This is a genomic window from Pseudomonas sp. 1L-B-1-E-C1 (assembly GCF_057291835.1).
The window spans coordinates 128280-144489 of record NZ_JBXAWN010000003.1 but is presented as its reverse complement, the minus strand read 5'-3'; the positions used below and the strand labels follow the sequence as shown (position 1 = coordinate 144489).

The following is a 16210-nucleotide window of genomic DNA, read 5'->3' as shown; positions in this document are numbered from 1 at the left end:
GGCTACCAATCCTGGGTGGTCAGCGACTGCGACCGGTTTCTGGGAATTCGGAAAAGAAAAAAGGGTAGCCGAGGCTACCCTTTTTTATCAATCGCACAACAAGCGGCTGACGGATTAACCGCCAAACTTCTTGCGGATCTGCTGGACGGTGCGCAGCTGGGCTGCAGCCTCGGCCAGACGTGTGGCAGCGGCGCCGTAATCGAAGTCCGCGCCTTTTTCGTTCAGGGCATTCTCGGCAGCCTTGAGAGCTGCCTGAGCCTGAGCTTCATCCAGGTCGGCGGCACGTTGCACGGTATCGGCAAGTACCTTGACCATGTTCGGCTGAACCTCGAGGAAACCACCGGAGATATAGAACACCTCGGCTTCCCCGCCTTGCTTGATCAGGCGGATCGGACCCGGCTTGAGATTAGTGATCAGCGGCGCGTGACCCAGAGCGATACCAAGATCACCCAGTGCACCGTGCGCAATCACCATCTCGACCAGGCCGGAAAAGATTTCCCCTTCCGCGCTGACGATATCGCAATGGACTGTCATAGCCATCTGATTGCCTCAACCTAAATTAGCGCCCGTTGCCGGGCGCCGGGATTACAGTTTCTTGGCTTTCTCGATCGCTTCTTCGATGCCGCCAACCATGTAGAACGCTTGTTCTGGCAGGTGGTCGTAGTCACCGTTGAGGATGCCTTTGAAGCCAGCAATGGTGTCTTTCAGGGAAACGTACTTACCCGAAGCACCGGTGAAGACTTCAGCCACGAAGAACGGCTGCGACAAGAAGCGCTGGATCTTACGAGCACGGTTAACCAACTGTTTGTCGGCTTCCGACAGCTCGTCCATACCCAGGATCGCGATGATGTCTTTCAGCTCTTTGTAACGCTGCAGAACATACTGGACGCCGCGAGCGGTGTCGTAGTGGTCCTGGCCGATCACGTTCGGGTCCAGCTGGCGCGAAGTCGAATCCAGTGGATCTACCGCCGGGTAGATACCCAGGGAAGCGATGTCACGGGACAGAACGACGGTGGCGTCCAAGTGGGCGAAGGTGGTCGCTGGCGACGGGTCGGTCAAGTCGTCCGCCGGTACGTATACCGCCTGGATCGAGGTGATCGAACCTTCCTTGGTCGAAGTGATACGTTCTTGCAGAACGCCCATCTCTTCGGCCAGGGTCGGCTGGTAACCTACTGCCGAAGGCATACGGCCCAGCAGTGCGGACACTTCGGTACCGGCCAGGGTGTAACGATAGATGTTGTCGACGAACAGCAGAACGTCGTTACCTTCGTCACGGAACTTCTCGGCCATGGTCAGGCCGGTCAGTGCTACGCGCAGACGGTTTCCCGGCGGCTCGTTCATCTGACCGTAAACCAGTGCCACTTTGTCCAGAACGTTGGAGTCCTTCATCTCGTGGTAGAAGTCGTTACCCTCACGAGTACGCTCACCCACACCGGCGAACACGGAATAACCGCTGTGCTCGATGGCGATGTTACGGATCAGTTCCATCATGTTTACGGTTTTGCCTACACCGGCACCACCGAACAGACCGACTTTACCGCCCTTGGCGAACGGGCAGACCAGGTCGATAACCTTGATGCCGGTTTCCAGCAGGTCGTTGCCGCCTGCCTGTTCAGCGAACGAAGGTGCTGCGCGGTGAATGCCCCAGCGCTCTTCGGTGTCGATTGGGCCAGCTTCGTCGATCGGGTTACCGAGGACGTCCATGATCCGGCCCAGGGTCGCTTTACCGACCGGTACGGAAATGGCTGCGCCAGAGTCGGTGACTTCCAGACCGCGCTTCAAGCCCTCGGTGGAACCCATCGCAATGGTACGAACCACGCCGTCGCCCAGCTGTTGCTGAACTTCCAGAGTGGTTTCAGCCGCGCTCACTACTTTCAGCGCGTTGTAGATGCTCGGTACGCTGTCGCGTGGAAATTCCACGTCGATAACGGCGCCGATGATTTGAACGATACGTCCGCTACTCATAGCTGGATCCTCTGAATATTTGAACCGTTAAACCGCGGCAGCGCCGCCGACGATTTCCGAGATCTCTTGGGTGATCGCAGCCTGACGCGCCTTGTTGTAGATCAGCTGCAAATCGCTGATCAAATCACCGGCGTTGTCGGTAGCGTTCTTCATCGCGATCATCCGCGCAGCCTGTTCAGCCGCGTTGTTCTCGACCACCGCCTGGTAGACCTGCGACTCGACGTAACGGACCATCAAGCCGTCAAGCAGCTCTTTGGCGTCCGGTTCGTAGAGATAGTCCCAGTGGTGCTTGAGATCCTGATCCGGGGTTGCCACCAGTGGAATCAACTGCTCCACGGTAGGCTGTTGCGTCATGGTGTTGATGAACTTGTTGGATACCACGGACAGGCGGTCGATACGGCCGTCCAGGTAGGCATCCAGCATCACCTTGACGCTGCCGATCAGATCATTGATCGACGGCTCTTCACCCAGGTGGCTGATAGCTGCAACGACGTTACCGCCGAAGTTGCGGAAAAAGGCCGCACCCTTGCTACCGACTACACACAGATCGATCTCGACGCCGTTTTCGCGGTTTACCGCCATGTCCTTGACCAGGGCCTTGAACAGGTTGGTGTTCAAGCCGCCGCACAGACCACGGTCACTGCTCACGACGACATAACCGACGCGCTTGATTGCACGGTCGATCATGAACGGGTGGCGGTATTCCGGGTTGGCGTTGGCCAGATGCCCAATTACCTGGCGGATACGCTCCGCATAAGGACGGCTAGCAGCCATGCGCATTTGTGCCTTGCGCATTTTGCTGACCGCCACTTTTTCCATGGCGCTGGTAATCTTTTGCGTGCTTTTGATGCTCGCAATCTTACTGCGAATCTCTTTTGCGCCTGCCATGTAACACCTATCAGGTTAGCAAGCGGGAGCCTCGCGGCTCCCGCTGCGGCTTACCAGGTTTGGGTGGCCTTGAACTTCTCGATACCGGCTTTCATGCCAGCGTCGATTTCGTCATTGAAGTCACCTTTAACGTTGATCTTGGCCATCAAATCGGCGTGATCGCGGTTGAAGAAAGCGATCAGCGCTTGTTCGAAGCTGCCGACCTTGGCGATTTCAATGTCAGTCAGGAACCCACGCTCAGCGGCATACAGCGACAGCGCCATGTCAGCGATCGACATTGGTGCGTATTGCTTCTGCTTCATCAGCTCGGTAACGCGCTGACCATGCTCAAGTTGCTTGCGGGTCGCTTCGTCCAGGTCAGAAGCGAACTGGGCGAATGCCGCCAGTTCACGGTACTGAGCCAGAGCGGTACGGATACCACCGGAAAGCTTCTTGATGATCTTGGTCTGAGCGGCACCACCCACACGGGATACCGAAACACCGGCGTTCACTGCAGGGCGGATGCCCGAGTTGAACATGGCCGATTCCAGGAAGATCTGACCGTCGGTGATGGAAATCACGTTGGTCGGAACGAACGCGGAAACGTCGCCAGCCTGGGTTTCGATGATCGGCAGTGCGGTCAGGGAACCGGTTTTGCCGGTCACTGCGCCGTTGGTGAACTTCTCTACGTATTCTTCCGAAACGCGGGATGCGCGCTCCAGCAGACGGGAGTGGAGATAGAACACGTCGCCTGGGTAAGCTTCACGGCCTGGTGGACGGCGCAGCAGCAGGGAAATCTGGCGGTAAGCCACTGCCTGCTTGGACAGATCGTCATAAACGATCAGCGCGTCTTCACCGCGGTCGCGGAAGAATTCACCCATGGTGCAACCGGAGTACGGTGCCAGGAATTGCAGCGCAGGAGATTCCGAAGCACTGGCAGCCACGATGATCGTGTTGGCCAGAGCGCCGTTTTCTTCCAGCTTGCGCACCACGTTGGCGATGGTCGATTGCTTTTGACCGATCGCTACGTAGACGCAGAAAATGCCGCTGTCTTTCTGGTTGATGATCGCGTCGATCGCCAGAGCGGTCTTACCGATCTGACGGTCACCGATGATCAGCTCACGCTGGCCACGGCCGACAGGGATCATGGCATCGACAGCCTTGTAGCCAGTCTGTACAGGCTGGTCTACCGACTTACGCCAGATCACGCCTGGAGCAACTTTCTCGACCGCGTCGGTCAAGGTGTTGCCCAGTGGACCTTTGCCGTCAACAGGGTTACCCAGAGCATCGACTACGCGGCCCAGCAATTCCTTACCAACAGGAACTTCGAGGATGCGGCCGGTGCACTTGGCGCTCATGCCTTCAGCCAGCGACTGGTAGGAGCCCAATACCACGGCACCTACGGAGTCCTGCTCCAGGTTGAGGGCCATACCGTAGACGCCGCCCGGAAACTCGATCATCTCGCCGTACATGACGTCGGCCAGACCGTGAATCCGCACGATGCCGTCAGATACGCTGACGACAGTGCCTTCGTTACGGGCTTGGGAGGTCACATCGAGCTTGTCGATGCGGCCCTTGATAATTTCACTTATTTCGGAAGGATTGAGTTGCTGCATTGCTCTGCTGCCCCTTCAAACTCAAGATTTCAATGCTTCGGCAAGTTTCGCGATTTTGCCGCGAATCGAGCCATCGATAACCAGGTCGCCGGCGCGGATCACGACACCACCAATCAAGGCAGCGTCCTCCGCAACTTGCAGGCGCACTTCCCGGTTGAGTCGTGCACTGAGAACCTTGGCGAGTTTGTCTTGCTGTTCTTGGTTCAATGCAAATGCACTGGTTACTTCAACGTCTACCGATTTCTCTTGTTCGGCCTTGTACAGGTCGAACAGAGCGGCGATCTCCGGCAGAAGCAGGAGACGGTCGTTTTCGGCAACGACGTTGATGAAGTTGCGTGCCTTTTCATCAAACTTGTCGCCGCACACGTCAATGAACGTGGCGGCCTTTTCTGCGCTCGTCAGTCGCGGGGCCTTGAGCACGCGCTGCAGGGTGTCGTCTTGCGACACCGCTGCTGCCAGGCCGAGCATGGCTGACCAATTGGCCAGTTGCTGGTGGGCCTGAGCGTGCTCGAAGGCCGCCTTAGCGTAAGGTCGGGCCAACGTGGTCAGTTCTGCCATGATCGCCCTCGCTTAGATTTCAGCAGCCAGTTGGTTAACCAGCTCTGCGTGCGCGTTTTGATCGATTGTGGCACCCAGGATCTTCTCGGCGCCGCCGACAGCCAGCAAGCCCACTTGGGCACGCAGCTTGTCTTTGACGCTGTTCAGTTCCTGTTCGATCTCGGCTTGAGCCTGAACCTTCACACGGTCAGCGTCGATACGGGCTTTTTCAACAGCCTCTTCGACGATCTGGTTACCGCGTTTCTTGGCTTGCTCGATGATTTCAGCTGCCTGAGCTTTCGCTTCGCGCAGTTGCTGACCCGCTTTCTCTTGGGCCAACTCCAGGTCGCGAGCTGCACGGCTGGCAGCGTCCAGACCATCAGCGATCTTCTTTTGACGTTCGTGCAGAGCAGCGATGACCGGAGGCCATACATACTTCATGCAGAACAGTACAAAAATCAGGAACGCAACGGACTGGCCAATCAGGGTCGCATTAATGTTCACGCCAACACCTCGCAGTTACGTTGTCCATCACACCAAACTACCCGGAAGATCCGAGTAATCAGCCAGCGATCTGACCAACGAACGGGTTCGCAAAGGTGAAGAACAGAGCGATACCAACACCGATCATGGTTACGGCGTCGAGCAGACCGGCAACGATGAACATTTTAACTTGCAGCATTGGAACCATTTCTGGCTGACGCGCTGCGCCTTCCAGGAACTTGCCGCCCAACAGGCCGAAACCAATTGCGGTACCCAGTGCGCCCAGGCCGATCAACAGTGCAACAGCGATAGCGGTTAGACCAACTACAGTTTCCATCTTTCCTCCCGACTTTTACGTCGTATGGTTTAGGTTTTTTAGATTAAAGCGGTAAAACAAATCGTTTCAGTTGCCCCGCAAGGAGCTCCCTCCCGTTTGACCGGGAGGAACATCAGACTAGTCGAGACTGGTCTTAATGGTTTTCTTCGTGCGCCATCGACAGGTAGACGATGGTCAGCATCATGAAGATGAACGCCTGCAGGGTGATGATCAGGATGTGGAACACAGCCCACGCCCACTGCAGAACAACGCCCAGGCCGCTGAGCCAGAGCAGGCCGCTGCCGAACATCACAGCGATCAGAATGAACACCAGCTCGCCGGCATACATGTTGCCGAACAGACGCAGAGCCAGAGAGATCGGCTTGGCGATCAGGGTGACGAACTCCAGCAGGAAGTTCACCGGAATCAGCAGCGCCTGAACGAAGATGTTCTTGCTGCCGAACGGGTGCAGGGTCAGTTCGCCGATGAAGCCGCCGATGCCCTTGACCTTGATGCTGTAGAAGATGATCAGTGCGAACACCGAGAACGCCATACCCAGGGTCGCGTTCGGGTCGGTGGTCGACACGGCGCGGAACGGGATGTGTGCATCGCCGGAGATCAGGATGGCCAGCTGAGGAATCCAGTCGACCGGTACCAGGTCGACGGCGTTCATCAGGAACACCCAGACGAAGATGGTCAGTGCCAGCGGCGCGATCACCGGGCTACGGCCATGGAAGCTGTCTTTCACGCTGCCATCGACGAATTCGACCAATACTTCAACGAAGTTCTGCAAGGCACCCGGCTGACCCGAAGTCGCTTTCTTTGCCGCCATGCGGAAAAGAAGAACGAAGATCAGACCCAGCGCGACCGACCAGCCGAGGGTATCGACGTGGAAAGCCCAGAAGCCCATTTCCTTGGCCTCTGCTGCGGTGTGGGCAAAGCCCCAGCCGCCGTTGGGTAGCTGACCGAAAGTCAGGTTCTGCAAGTGGTGCTGGATATAGCCCGAAGCGGTTGTCTCTGCCATGGTTGCCTCAAACGCCCTAAGGTCTCGAAAGTCTTGTTCTCATCAGCAGGGGAGCGAACCAGCTGACCGACTGCGTCAGCACGAACACGCCGAATACTGCGATCGGCGCCAGTGGCTTCACACCTGCAAACACCAGTGCAAACAGCACTGCCGTCAAAATAAGTTTGCCTGCCTCGCCGGCATAAAAAGACCGGACGATGGACTGGGCTGCTCGGGCGCCGGAAAACCGAAATGCCTTGTGAGCGAAATAAACATTGGGCAGCAAGGCTATCAGGCCTCCGCAAAGTCCCGAGTATCCGGCAACGACTCCATGCCATTGCCAGAGCGCCAAAGCGGCAATGAGCAGAATGACAAATTGAGCCATCAACACCGGAAAAACTGCCAGGCGATGGAAGGGCAGGCGGTTTGGCTTGCGGGTTTCCATCACGTTTGCTCTCCAATGGTCGGCTGCCAGAATTCAATAACTTGGCATAATTTGTGCCGACAAAATGCGCGCAGAGTATAGGGGCGGTTCTGCCCCTATTCAACTGTCAGGTAGTGATTTCCGACTGCGCGCTACATGAGGAAATGTTTCAGCGGATGTGTGCGAGCACACCTTGAAGCTCGTCGAGAGAGTTATAACCAATCACCAGTTGGCCTTTGCCTTTCTTGCCGTGGCGAATCTGCACCGCAGAGCCTAGACGCTCGGCCAGGCGCTGCTCGAGGCGAGCGATGTCCGGATCGGGTTTTGCAGCTTCCACAGGCTCCGGTTTGCCACTCAACCACTGACGAACCAGTGCCTCGGTTTGGCGCACGGTCAGCCCTCGTGCGACAACATGTCGCGCCCCTTCGACCTGCTGATTGTCCGGCAGACCGAGCAAGGCACGCGCATGACCCATTTCCAGGTCACCGTGCGACAGCATGGTCTTGATGACTTCCGGCAGTGCAATAAGTCGCAACAGGTTAGCCACAGTCACACGAGACTTACCCACAGCCTCGGCAACCTGCTGCTGAGTCAGCTGGAATTCCTGCTGCAAACGCTGCAAGGCGACGGCTTCTTCGATCGGATTGAGGTCTTCGCGCTGGATGTTTTCGATCAGCGCAATGGCAATGGCGGTTTCATCAGGCACATCGCGGACCATGGCCGGGATGGTTTCCTGCCCGGCCTGCTGACTGGCGCGCCAGCGGCGTTCACCGGCGATGATCTCGAACCGACCGCCGCCAATCGGGCGCACCACGATCGGCTGCATCACGCCTTGCGCCTTGATCGATTGCGCCAGCTCTTCCAGTGCCTGCGGGTCCATGTCACGGCGCGGCTGATATTTGCCGCGCTGCAGCAGGTCCAGTGGCAGGTGTTGCAGTTCACGGGTGTCAGCGTGCGCAGCCTGTTCTTCCAGCGCGCTGACTGTCGGACCACTCAGCAGAGCATCCAGTCCACGTCCGAGACCTCGTTTCTTGACGGCCATGGGGATTCCTTAAGTTGGCTGAGCAGCAGCAATGCGTGAATTTTTGCGCTGACGGCGAACCATTTCGCCCGCCAGAGCCAGATAGGCCAGGGCGCCACGCGATTGCTTGTCGTAAGCCAGCGCCGGCATGCCGTAGCTCGGTGCTTCGGCCAGGCGGATGTTGCGCGGGATCACCGTGTCGTACAACTGATCGCCGAAGTGTTCCTTGAGCTGCGCCGAGACATCGTTCATCAGGCTCAGGCGCGGGTCGTACATGGTCCGCAGCAGGCCTTCGACTTTCAGGTTCGGATTGAGCAGCTCGGCGATGCGCTTGATGTTATCCACAAGGTCGCTCAGACCTTCCAGTGCAAAGTATTCGCACTGCATGGGGATAATCACCCCGTCAGCGGCGACCAGTGCGTTAAGCGTGAGCATCGACAGCGACGGTGGGCAGTCGATCAGAATGTAATCGTAGTTGTCGCGGATTGGCGCCAACGCACTGCGCAGACGGCTTTCCTTCATCTGCATTTCCAGCAATACCACTTCCGCGGCAGTCAGGTCACGGTTGGCCGGCAGCAGCTGGTAACCGCCGTGCTCGGAAAAGTGCATGGCCTGGCCCAGGTCGCATTCGCCGATCAGCAGATCGTAAACCGAGTTTTCCAAGCCATGTTTATCCACACCGCTACCCATGGTGGCGTTGCCCTGCGGATCGAGATCGATCAACAGCACCCGGCGCTTGGTCGCGACCAGGGATGCTGCGAGGTTGATGCAGGTGGTGGTCTTGCCCACACCACCCTTCTGGTTCGCTATCGCGAATACCTTAGCCATTCTTGCTTGTGTTCCCAATCATGCCGTGCGGCGCAGTATCAGCAGATGGCGTTGGCCTTGGCAACCGGGGACGGCCAGGGCGTGTTCGCTATCAAGTTTGAAATCTGCCGGCAATGCTACCAGCTCATCGGCCGGATGAACGCCCTTCATTGCCAGCCAGCGTGTATCGGCATCGCCGAGGTGGCGAGTCCAGTTGGTGAAGTTTTCCATGCTGCTGAACGCCCGGGAAATTATCCCGTTGAACGGCTGCGCAGGCTGGAAAGCTTCGACACGACTGTGGATAACTTGCAGGTTATCCAGTTTGAGTTCGAGTTTGACCTGAGTCAGGAAACGGGTTTTCTTGCCGTTGCTGTCCAGACAGGTCACTTGCGAATCCGGATACAGGATCGCCAACGGGATCCCCGGCATGCCGCCGCCACTTCCGACGTCGAGCCAGCGACCGTTTTCGATAAACGACATCACGCTGAGACTGTCGAGCAGGTGGCGGGAAACCATTTCGTCCGGATCACGCACGGCGGTCAGGTTGTAGGCCTGATTCCATTTGATCAACAGGGCCAGATAACCCAGCAGCAACTCGTGCTGGGTTTCAGTGAGCTCGACACCGAGCGCGCGGGCTCCTGTGGATAACTCTTCGGCGTGTTGCGAAGTGACCTTGGCACTCAAGCGCTTTGCTCCAACTGACGGCCCGCGCCGCGTTTTTTCAAATGAATCATCAACAGCGAGATCGCCGCCGGGGTTACGCCTGGAATCCGCGACGCCTGGCCCAGTGTCTCCGGACGCGTGGCGCCGAGCTTGCTCTGGATCTCCTTGGACAGACCGGAGATGTTGGTGTAATCGATATCCACAGGCAATTTCGTGTCTTCACTGGCGCGCAGACGGGCGATTTCGTCCTGTTGACGGTCGATGTAACCGGCGTACTTGGTCTTGATTTCCACCTGCTCGGCGACCTGTGGATCTTCCGCACCCTGCCCGGTCACTTCGACCAGACCGGCGTAGTCTATTTCCGGGCGGCTCAACAGGTTGAGCAAATTGTATTCGTGAGTCAGTGGCGTGCCGAATTTTTCGGCAATCGCATCGCCCTGAGGGGTATTCGGACGAACCCAAGTGCTTTTCAGGCGCTGTTCTTCCAGTTCGATGCTTTCGCGCTTTTTGCAGAAGGCCGCCCAACGCGCGTCATCGACCAGACCGAGCTCGCGACCTTTTTCGGTCAGACGCAGGTCGGCGTTGTCCTCGCGCAGAATCAGGCGGTACTCGGCACGGGAAGTGAACATGCGGTACGGCTCCTGGGTACCGAGGGTGATCAGGTCGTCAACCAACACGCCGATGTACGCTTCATCGCGACGCGGGCACCAGGCTTCTTTGCCCTTGGCGCGCAGCGCAGCATTGGCTCCGGCGAGCAGACCTTGAGCGCCGGCTTCTTCGTAACCGGTGGTGCCGTTGATCTGCCCGGCGAAGAACAGACCGCCGATGACTTTGGTTTCCAAGCTGTACTTCAGATCGCGCGGATCGAAGTAGTCGTACTCGATCGCATAACCCGGACGCACGATGTGCGCGTTCTCCATGCCGCGGATCGATTGCACGATCTGCAATTGCACGTCGAACGGCAGGCTTGTGGATATCCCGTTCGGATACAGCTCATGGGTGGTCAGACCTTCCGGTTCGATGAACACCTGATGGCTTTCCTTGTCGGCAAAGCGGTGGATCTTGTCTTCGATCGACGGGCAATAACGCGGGCCGACGCCTTCGATTTCACCGGCGGCGGAATACATCGGCGAACGATCAAGGTTCGCCGCGATGATTTCGTGAGTGCGGGCATTGGTGTGAGTGATCCAGCAACTGACTTGCCGCGGATGCTGTTCCTTGTTGCCCATGAACGACATCACTGGAATCGGCGTATCACCTGGTTGCTCGGTCATCACCGAGAAATCCACAGACTTGCCGTCGATACGCGGTGGCGTACCGGTTTTCAGGCGACCGACACGCAGTGGCAGCTCACGCAGACGGTGGGCCAGCGCGATTGACGGCGGATCACCGGCACGACCGCCGGAAAAATTCTGCAAACCAATGTGGATAAGTCCGCCGAGAAACGTACCGGTGGTCAACACCACGGAATCGGCGAAGAAACGCAGACCCATTTGCGTGACAACACCGCGGACTTGTTCCTGCTCGACGATCAAGTCATCAGCAGCTTGTTGGAATATCCACAGGTTCGGCTGGTTTTCGAGGATTTCGCGGACCGCCGCTTTATACAAAATCCGGTCGGCTTGCGCACGGGTCGCCCGTACGGCCGGGCCTTTGCGGCTGTTCAATACGCGAAACTGGATGCCGCCCTTGTCGGTAGCCATGGCCATCGCGCCACCGAGGGCATCGATTTCCTTGACCAGATGGCTTTTGCCGATGCCACCAATGGCCGGGTTGCAACTCATGGCACCGAGGGTTTCCACGTTATGCGTCAGCAACAGGGTTTTTGCCCCCATGCGTGCTGACGCCAGTGCTGCCTCGGTACCGGCATGACCGCCGCCGATGACGATCACTTCAAAACGGGAAGGGAAATCCACCACGCACCTCGTGCCTGCTTAAGTAGGTCATTCAGGAAAAATTTGAGCTCAGGTTTCTGGACCTGGTCGGCAAGTATAGGGACTTCGCCCTTTCTAAAGAACCCTCTGCACAAAATTTAACCAGCTGTGGAGAACTCAAGGTTAAAAGAATTAAAAAGAGAGAAATTTATAAAACCTTTGTTTTTATGTTTATTCTTACTGAGCAACGTTTCTGTGGATAGATCTCTACAAGCCATATTTCACGCTGTGTACAGAGTTTCAAAACCCTGTGCCCAGGTGGCGATGAGGCCCTTGGATAACCGGTTTAAACCTGTGGATTAAAGTGCTGCTTATCCACAGGGCCGGTTGTATCCAGTTTTCAGGCCCTGTTATCAACTGGCCTTAGCGCCAGTTACTCACAGGGCTTAATCCACAGAAAGTCGCGTGGATGGCGTTTTCCAGGCGCAAAAACAAAGCGCCTGCGAAGAATCGGTGACGCTTGGGAGCCAGTGGCGCGATGTGAAATGGCTATTGTGAGAGAACGTAACGGAGGCTAATAATAGGCATTATCATTAACCTGTCAGTTTCTCCCCATGTCCCTACCCGCCCATACCGCTGCGATCGAGCATATTTACGAGCAACACCATTCGTGGCTGCATGGCTGGCTCCAGGGCAAACTGCACAACGCCTGCGATGCAGCCGATGTTGCGCATGACACGTTCTTGCGGATCCTCGCGGCGCGTAACGCTACGCAGATTCGTGAGCCACGGGATTATCTGGCTACCGTGGCGCGCGGCCTGGTCGTCGACCGCTATAGAAGACGCGCCGTTGAAACTGCTTACCTGCAGACATTGGCAAGCCGGCCCGAAGCCGCGGTTATCAGCGAAGAGGACAAGGCGCTGATCATCGAAACTCTGGTCGCTGTGGACAAAGCCTTGGCGGATCTTGGAACGCGGACCCGAAAGATATTCATCCTCTCGCAAGTCGACGGACTGACTTATCAACAGATTGCTGTGCAATTGAAGGTTTCGCTGACCACGGTAAAAAAGCACATGATCCGTGCCCTGACTGAATGCGCTTTGATCATGGCGCAGCAATGATGGCCGTCGCTTCAAACCGTCAGATATTCGAAACTGCCGCCAGTTGGTATGTGCAGTTTCAATCCCAGCCACCGAGCCTTGCCGAACAAAAAGCCTGGCAGCTGTGGATAGATAGCGATCCGGCGCATCTGGCGGCGTGGAACCAGATGGAACAATTGCAGCGCCAACTCGGTACCCTGCCGCAGGATCTGAAACGACGTGCTCTCAACAGTGGTCAGCACCGACGCCAGGTCCTCAAGCTGTTGCTGCTTGCCGCAGGTACAGGCTTCGTTGGCTGGCATACTCAACGACACACATCCCTTGGCAACGTCTGGGCCGACTATAAAACCGGGGTGGGCCAGCGTCGCACCATCAGCCTGGCCGAGGGCACTCAGATCCAGCTCAACACCGACTCCGCGATCGATGTTTCTTACGACACAGCGCAACGCCTGATTCAACTGCGCGCCGGTGAAATCTTCGTTCAAACCGGCAAGCTCGGGGATTTACGGCCGTTTTATGTGCAAACCCGTGACGGGCGAATTCAAGCATTGGGCACCCGGTTCTCGGTGCATCAACTGTCGAGCTCAACACGGGTCGGGGTGCTGGAAGATCGAGTCAGCGTTCAACCTGCGCGGTCATCCACTGGCCCGCTCATCCTGAAAGCAGGCGAAGGTGCGGACTTCGATAGTCGGCATATCGGCCTCATTCATCCTTTCCAACCAGCAGAAGTGGCCTGGACCAACGGCCAGTTGATCGTTCTTGATGCACGCTTAGGCGAAGTCATCGAAGAATTGAGTCGCTATCGCAGCGGCGTATTGCACTGCGATCGCCGCGCAAGGGAGCTGCGGGTCTCCGGAACCTTCCGACTCGATTCGACCGACGCAGTGCTGGCCAATCTTCAGGCTTCGTTGCCGATCAAAGTGCGCTATTTCAGCCGTTACTGGGTGTCGATCAGCCACAGCGTTTGACTGAAACAAGGCCCGGGGAAAAATAATTGCACACAGGGTTATCTTTTTTCGTCCTGACCCGGCCCTACAAGTAATCGCGATCAACGCGGCTCTTCGCCACCTTCAGGGCTAATCCACACATGCGTCTTCCCACGTTCCGTCAGCGTTTTTCTCCTCACTGCATTGCCTACAGCTTATTGCTGGCCAGCGCTGCGTCCTGTCTGGTCAGCAATAGCGCCTTCGCGGCGACGGCATCCCAGCGCTATGCCATCGCTGCCGGCCCGCTGGACAATGCGTTGAGCCAGTTCGCCTCCACCGCGAATGTGATTCTGTCGTTCTCGCCGCAACAGACCAGCCGCCTGCGCAGCGCCGGGTTGAGTGGTGACTTCAGCGTCGAACAAGGCTTCGCCCAGTTGCTGCAAGATTCTGGTTTACAGGCGGTGCCGCAAGCACCCGGCAGCTACATCCTGCAGCCCTTGCCCGAGGGAGATACCCTGGAACTGGCACCGACCAACATCAGTGCACAGTTGGCCAATCCAATGGATCTGGATTACGCCGCCGACGTTGGCTACAAAGCGCAAAACAGCCGGATCGGTACGAAAACCAGCACACCGCTGTCGGAAACGCCGCGTTCGGTGTCAGTGGTAACCGGACAACGCATCAAGGATCAGAAATCCCAGACACTCACCGACGTCCTCGGCTACGTGCCGGGGATCTTCGCCCCGCCCTTCGCCGCCGGCGACAGTCTGGCCGGCGATCTGTTTTACATCCGCGGTTTCAACGCCACCGATTACGGCTATGGTCTGCTCCGGGATGGACTGCGCGTGCAGGGCAATCGCTATGACACCAGCACCGAGCCGTACGGACTTGAACGGGTCGAGGTGTTCCGTGGCCCTTCTTCACTGTTGTATGGCGAAAACGCGCCGGGCGGCTTGGTCAATCTGGTCAGCAAGCGCCCGACTGCCTCGCCTCGGGGTGAAGTGCAATTGGGCTATGGCTCGAACAATCGCCGGCAAATCGGCGTCGATGTCTCCGGCCCGCTTAATGACAGCGGTAATGTCCTCGGGCGCGTGGTGATGCTGGGACGCAAATCCGATACCCAGACCGATCACGTTCCTGACGACCGCATTTATATCGCCCCTTCGCTGACCCTGAATTTCGACGATTTCAATACGCTGACGCTGCTGGCCAACTACCAGAAAGACCATACCAATATGGAGCTCGGTCTGCCGGCCGCCGGCACATTGCTGAGCAACCCCAACGGTAAGCTGTCCAAAGACAGCATGCTCGGCGACCCGGACTGGAATACTTTCGAGCGCGAAACCTGGAGCACCGGGTACGAGTTCAGCCACTCGTTCAACGATGACTGGCAGTTCCGCCAGAACTCGCGCTACATGCAGTCGCGCATTACCCGTCACGAAACCTGGCCGGGCAATCTGAACAACGCAGGCTTCGGCACGCGCTTGAACATGACCGCCTATGATCGCTTCAACAAATCCATGGTGTATTCGCTGGATAACCAGCTGGAAGGAAAATTCCAGGCGGGCGATCTGGAAAACACCGTGTTGTTTGGCGCCAGCTACGATCGCACCTCGTTCAATCAGGACTGGAATGCCGGGATTGTCGGGCCGATCAATGTGTATGACCCGGTTTACCTGCGCGATCCGACCACGCCGATTGCCGTGCAAAACACTCTGCTAGAGCAGCAGATGAAAGGCGTTTATGCACAGATCCAGAGCAAATACGACCACTGGCTGTTCCTGCTCGGTGGGCGTCAGGATTGGGTCGAGAGCGACTTCCGCGACAAGGTGGCCCGAGGCAGCAACATCAGCTCCGAAGACAAGAAGTTCACGTACCAGGGCGGTGTGATGTATCAGTTCGACAACGGCATGACGCCGTATGTCAGCTATTCCACGGCGTTCGTGCCGGTGCAGCAGATTTCCAACGCCGGTGCGCCGCTTGATCCGATCACCAGCAGCCAGTACGAAGTGGGTCTCAAATACGAGCCGATCGGCTGGGATACTGCCTTCACCGCTTCGGTGTATGACCTGCGCAAGAAGGACGACACCTATTTCGACGCAACGACGTCGACCTATCGCCAGGTGGGTGAAAGCCGCGCCAAGGGTGTGGAGCTGGAACTCAACAGCAATCTGACCCAGAACCTCAATTTCACCGCGGCTTATACCTACACCGACGCAAAGATCACCAAGGATGCGGCAACGTCGCTGGTCAAAGGTCATCAAATGACCGGCGTGCCGCGCAACCAGGCTTCGGCATGGGCAAAATATCGCTTTCTCGATGGAGATCTGAAAGGCTTGTATGTTGCCGGTGGCGTGCGTTACTTCGACAGTGCCTTTGCCTACACCTCGCCTTCGCTGTACGGAAAGCTGGATGCCGGTGACGTGACATTGGTGGACGCGGCCGTCGGTTACCAGATCGATACACATTGGAGTGTCGATCTGAATGCAAAAAACCTGTTCGACAAGGAATATGTGTCGGGCTGCAACGACGCAGGCCGCTGTTACTGGGGTGAAGACCGCACCCTGCTTGGTACGGTGTCTTATAACTGGTGAACAAAAAAAGGGGC

Annotated in this window: 16 protein-coding genes; 3 read left to right on the top strand and 13 right to left on the bottom strand. The window is 57.2% G+C overall.

The annotated features are described in order from the left end of the window. Positions 1 to 114: 114 nt before the first annotated feature. The 13 genes from AC0Z4S_RS06945 to mnmG all read right to left on the bottom strand — a co-directional run bounded on the left by AC0Z4S_RS06945 (position 115) and on the right by mnmG (position 11618). A complete protein-coding gene (locus AC0Z4S_RS06945; protein ID WP_016772407.1) occupies positions 115 to 540 on the bottom strand; it encodes a F0F1 ATP synthase subunit epsilon in 426 nt (141 codons plus the stop codon). Between the two features lie 45 nt (positions 541 to 585). Next, entirely contained in the window at positions 586 to 1965 is a 1380-nt protein-coding gene (atpD, locus tag AC0Z4S_RS06940; RefSeq protein ID WP_027610292.1) for a F0F1 ATP synthase subunit beta, read from the bottom strand. Positions 1966 to 1992: 27 nt separating this feature from the next. After that, on the bottom strand, positions 1993 to 2853 hold the full coding sequence (gene atpG, locus AC0Z4S_RS06935; protein WP_008084419.1) for a F0F1 ATP synthase subunit gamma: 861 nt from the start codon (positions 2851 to 2853) through the stop codon (positions 1993 to 1995). 50 nt (positions 2854 to 2903) lie between these two features. Beyond that, positions 2904 to 4448: a F0F1 ATP synthase subunit alpha gene (gene atpA, locus AC0Z4S_RS06930; protein WP_253497449.1), complete on the bottom strand. Its 1545-nt coding sequence runs from the start codon at positions 4446 to 4448 to the stop codon at positions 2904 to 2906. 21 nt (positions 4449 to 4469) lie between these two features. Next, positions 4470 to 5006 carry a F0F1 ATP synthase subunit delta gene (locus tag AC0Z4S_RS06925; RefSeq protein ID WP_016772404.1) on the bottom strand — a complete coding sequence of 179 codons (537 nt, stop codon included), beginning with the start codon at positions 5004 to 5006 and terminating at the stop codon, positions 4470 to 4472. Between the two features lie 12 nt (positions 5007 to 5018). Further along, positions 5019 to 5489 carry a F0F1 ATP synthase subunit B gene (locus AC0Z4S_RS06920; protein ID WP_016772403.1) on the bottom strand — a complete coding sequence of 157 codons (471 nt, stop codon included), beginning with the start codon at positions 5487 to 5489 and terminating at the stop codon, positions 5019 to 5021. A 58-nt stretch (positions 5490 to 5547) separates the two neighbouring features. After that, positions 5548 to 5805: a F0F1 ATP synthase subunit C gene (atpE, locus tag AC0Z4S_RS06915; RefSeq protein ID WP_003097235.1), complete on the bottom strand. Its 258-nt coding sequence runs from the start codon at positions 5803 to 5805 to the stop codon at positions 5548 to 5550. Positions 5806 to 5938: 133 nt separating this feature from the next. Further along, on the bottom strand, positions 5939 to 6808 hold the full coding sequence (atpB, locus tag AC0Z4S_RS06910; RefSeq protein ID WP_016772402.1) for a F0F1 ATP synthase subunit A: 870 nt from the start codon (positions 6806 to 6808) through the stop codon (positions 5939 to 5941). Positions 6809 to 6824: 16 nt separating this feature from the next. Continuing rightward, positions 6825 to 7232 carry a F0F1 ATP synthase subunit I gene (locus AC0Z4S_RS06905; RefSeq protein WP_008084411.1) on the bottom strand — a complete coding sequence of 136 codons (408 nt, stop codon included), beginning with the start codon at positions 7230 to 7232 and terminating at the stop codon, positions 6825 to 6827. Between the two features lie 148 nt (positions 7233 to 7380). Next, positions 7381 to 8253, bottom strand: coding sequence for a ParB/RepB/Spo0J family partition protein (locus AC0Z4S_RS06900; protein ID WP_485622508.1), 873 nt, complete (start codon positions 8251 to 8253; stop codon positions 7381 to 7383). A 9-nt stretch (positions 8254 to 8262) separates the two neighbouring features. Then, positions 8263 to 9060, bottom strand: coding sequence for a ParA family protein (locus tag AC0Z4S_RS06895; protein ID WP_016772400.1), 798 nt, complete (start codon positions 9058 to 9060; stop codon positions 8263 to 8265). Between the two features lie 18 nt (positions 9061 to 9078). Further along, positions 9079 to 9723, bottom strand: coding sequence for a 16S rRNA (guanine(527)-N(7))-methyltransferase RsmG (gene rsmG, locus AC0Z4S_RS06890; protein ID WP_401206387.1), 645 nt, complete (start codon positions 9721 to 9723; stop codon positions 9079 to 9081). Then, positions 9720 to 11618: a tRNA uridine-5-carboxymethylaminomethyl(34) synthesis enzyme MnmG gene (gene mnmG / locus AC0Z4S_RS06885; protein ID WP_122603541.1), complete on the bottom strand. Its 1899-nt coding sequence runs from the start codon at positions 11616 to 11618 to the stop codon at positions 9720 to 9722. The genes rsmG and mnmG overlap by 4 nt, the downstream gene beginning before the upstream one ends. A gap of 572 nt (positions 11619 to 12190) precedes the next feature. Between mnmG and AC0Z4S_RS06880 the strand changes: the two genes are divergently transcribed. The 3 genes from AC0Z4S_RS06880 (at position 12191) to AC0Z4S_RS06870 (ending at position 16196) form a co-directional block, all read left to right on the top strand. Next, a complete protein-coding gene (locus AC0Z4S_RS06880; RefSeq protein WP_485622507.1) occupies positions 12191 to 12697 on the top strand; it encodes a sigma-70 family RNA polymerase sigma factor in 507 nt (168 codons plus the stop codon). Beyond that, entirely contained in the window at positions 12697 to 13644 is a 948-nt protein-coding gene (locus tag AC0Z4S_RS06875; RefSeq protein ID WP_485622506.1) for a FecR domain-containing protein, read from the top strand. Before AC0Z4S_RS06880 ends, AC0Z4S_RS06875 begins: the two co-directional genes overlap by 1 nt. Positions 13645 to 13763: 119 nt before the next feature. Next, a complete protein-coding gene (locus tag AC0Z4S_RS06870; protein WP_485622505.1) occupies positions 13764 to 16196 on the top strand; it encodes a TonB-dependent siderophore receptor in 2433 nt (810 codons plus the stop codon). Positions 16197 to 16210: the final 14 nt, after the last annotated feature.

Coding starts and splice junctions, on each gene's coding strand:
- AC0Z4S_RS06870 (WP_485622505.1), top strand. CDS start 13,764: ATGCGTCTTCCCACGTTCCGTCAGCGTTTTTCTCCTCACTGCATTGCC.
- AC0Z4S_RS06945 (WP_016772407.1), bottom strand. CDS start 540: ATGGCTATGACAGTCCATTGCGATATCGTCAGCGCGGAAGGGGAAATC.
- AC0Z4S_RS06905 (WP_008084411.1), bottom strand. CDS start 7,232: ATGGAAACCCGCAAGCCAAACCGCCTGCCCTTCCATCGCCTGGCAGTT.
- AC0Z4S_RS06880 (WP_485622507.1), top strand. CDS start 12,191: ATGTCCCTACCCGCCCATACCGCTGCGATCGAGCATATTTACGAGCAA.
- atpD (WP_027610292.1), bottom strand. CDS start 1,965: ATGAGTAGCGGACGTATCGTTCAAATCATCGGCGCCGTTATCGACGTG.
- AC0Z4S_RS06875 (WP_485622506.1), top strand. CDS start 12,697: ATGGCCGTCGCTTCAAACCGTCAGATATTCGAAACTGCCGCCAGTTGG.
- AC0Z4S_RS06900 (WP_485622508.1), bottom strand. CDS start 8,253: ATGGCCGTCAAGAAACGAGGTCTCGGACGTGGACTGGATGCTCTGCTG.
- AC0Z4S_RS06925 (WP_016772404.1), bottom strand. CDS start 5,006: ATGGCAGAACTGACCACGTTGGCCCGACCTTACGCTAAGGCGGCCTTC.
- atpA (WP_253497449.1), bottom strand. CDS start 4,448: ATGCAGCAACTCAATCCTTCCGAAATAAGTGAAATTATCAAGGGCCGC.
- atpE (WP_003097235.1), bottom strand. CDS start 5,805: ATGGAAACTGTAGTTGGTCTAACCGCTATCGCTGTTGCACTGTTGATC.
- AC0Z4S_RS06895 (WP_016772400.1), bottom strand. CDS start 9,060: ATGGCTAAGGTATTCGCGATAGCGAACCAGAAGGGTGGTGTGGGCAAG.
- atpG (WP_008084419.1), bottom strand. CDS start 2,853: ATGGCAGGCGCAAAAGAGATTCGCAGTAAGATTGCGAGCATCAAAAGC.
- atpB (WP_016772402.1), bottom strand. CDS start 6,808: ATGGCAGAGACAACCGCTTCGGGCTATATCCAGCACCACTTGCAGAAC.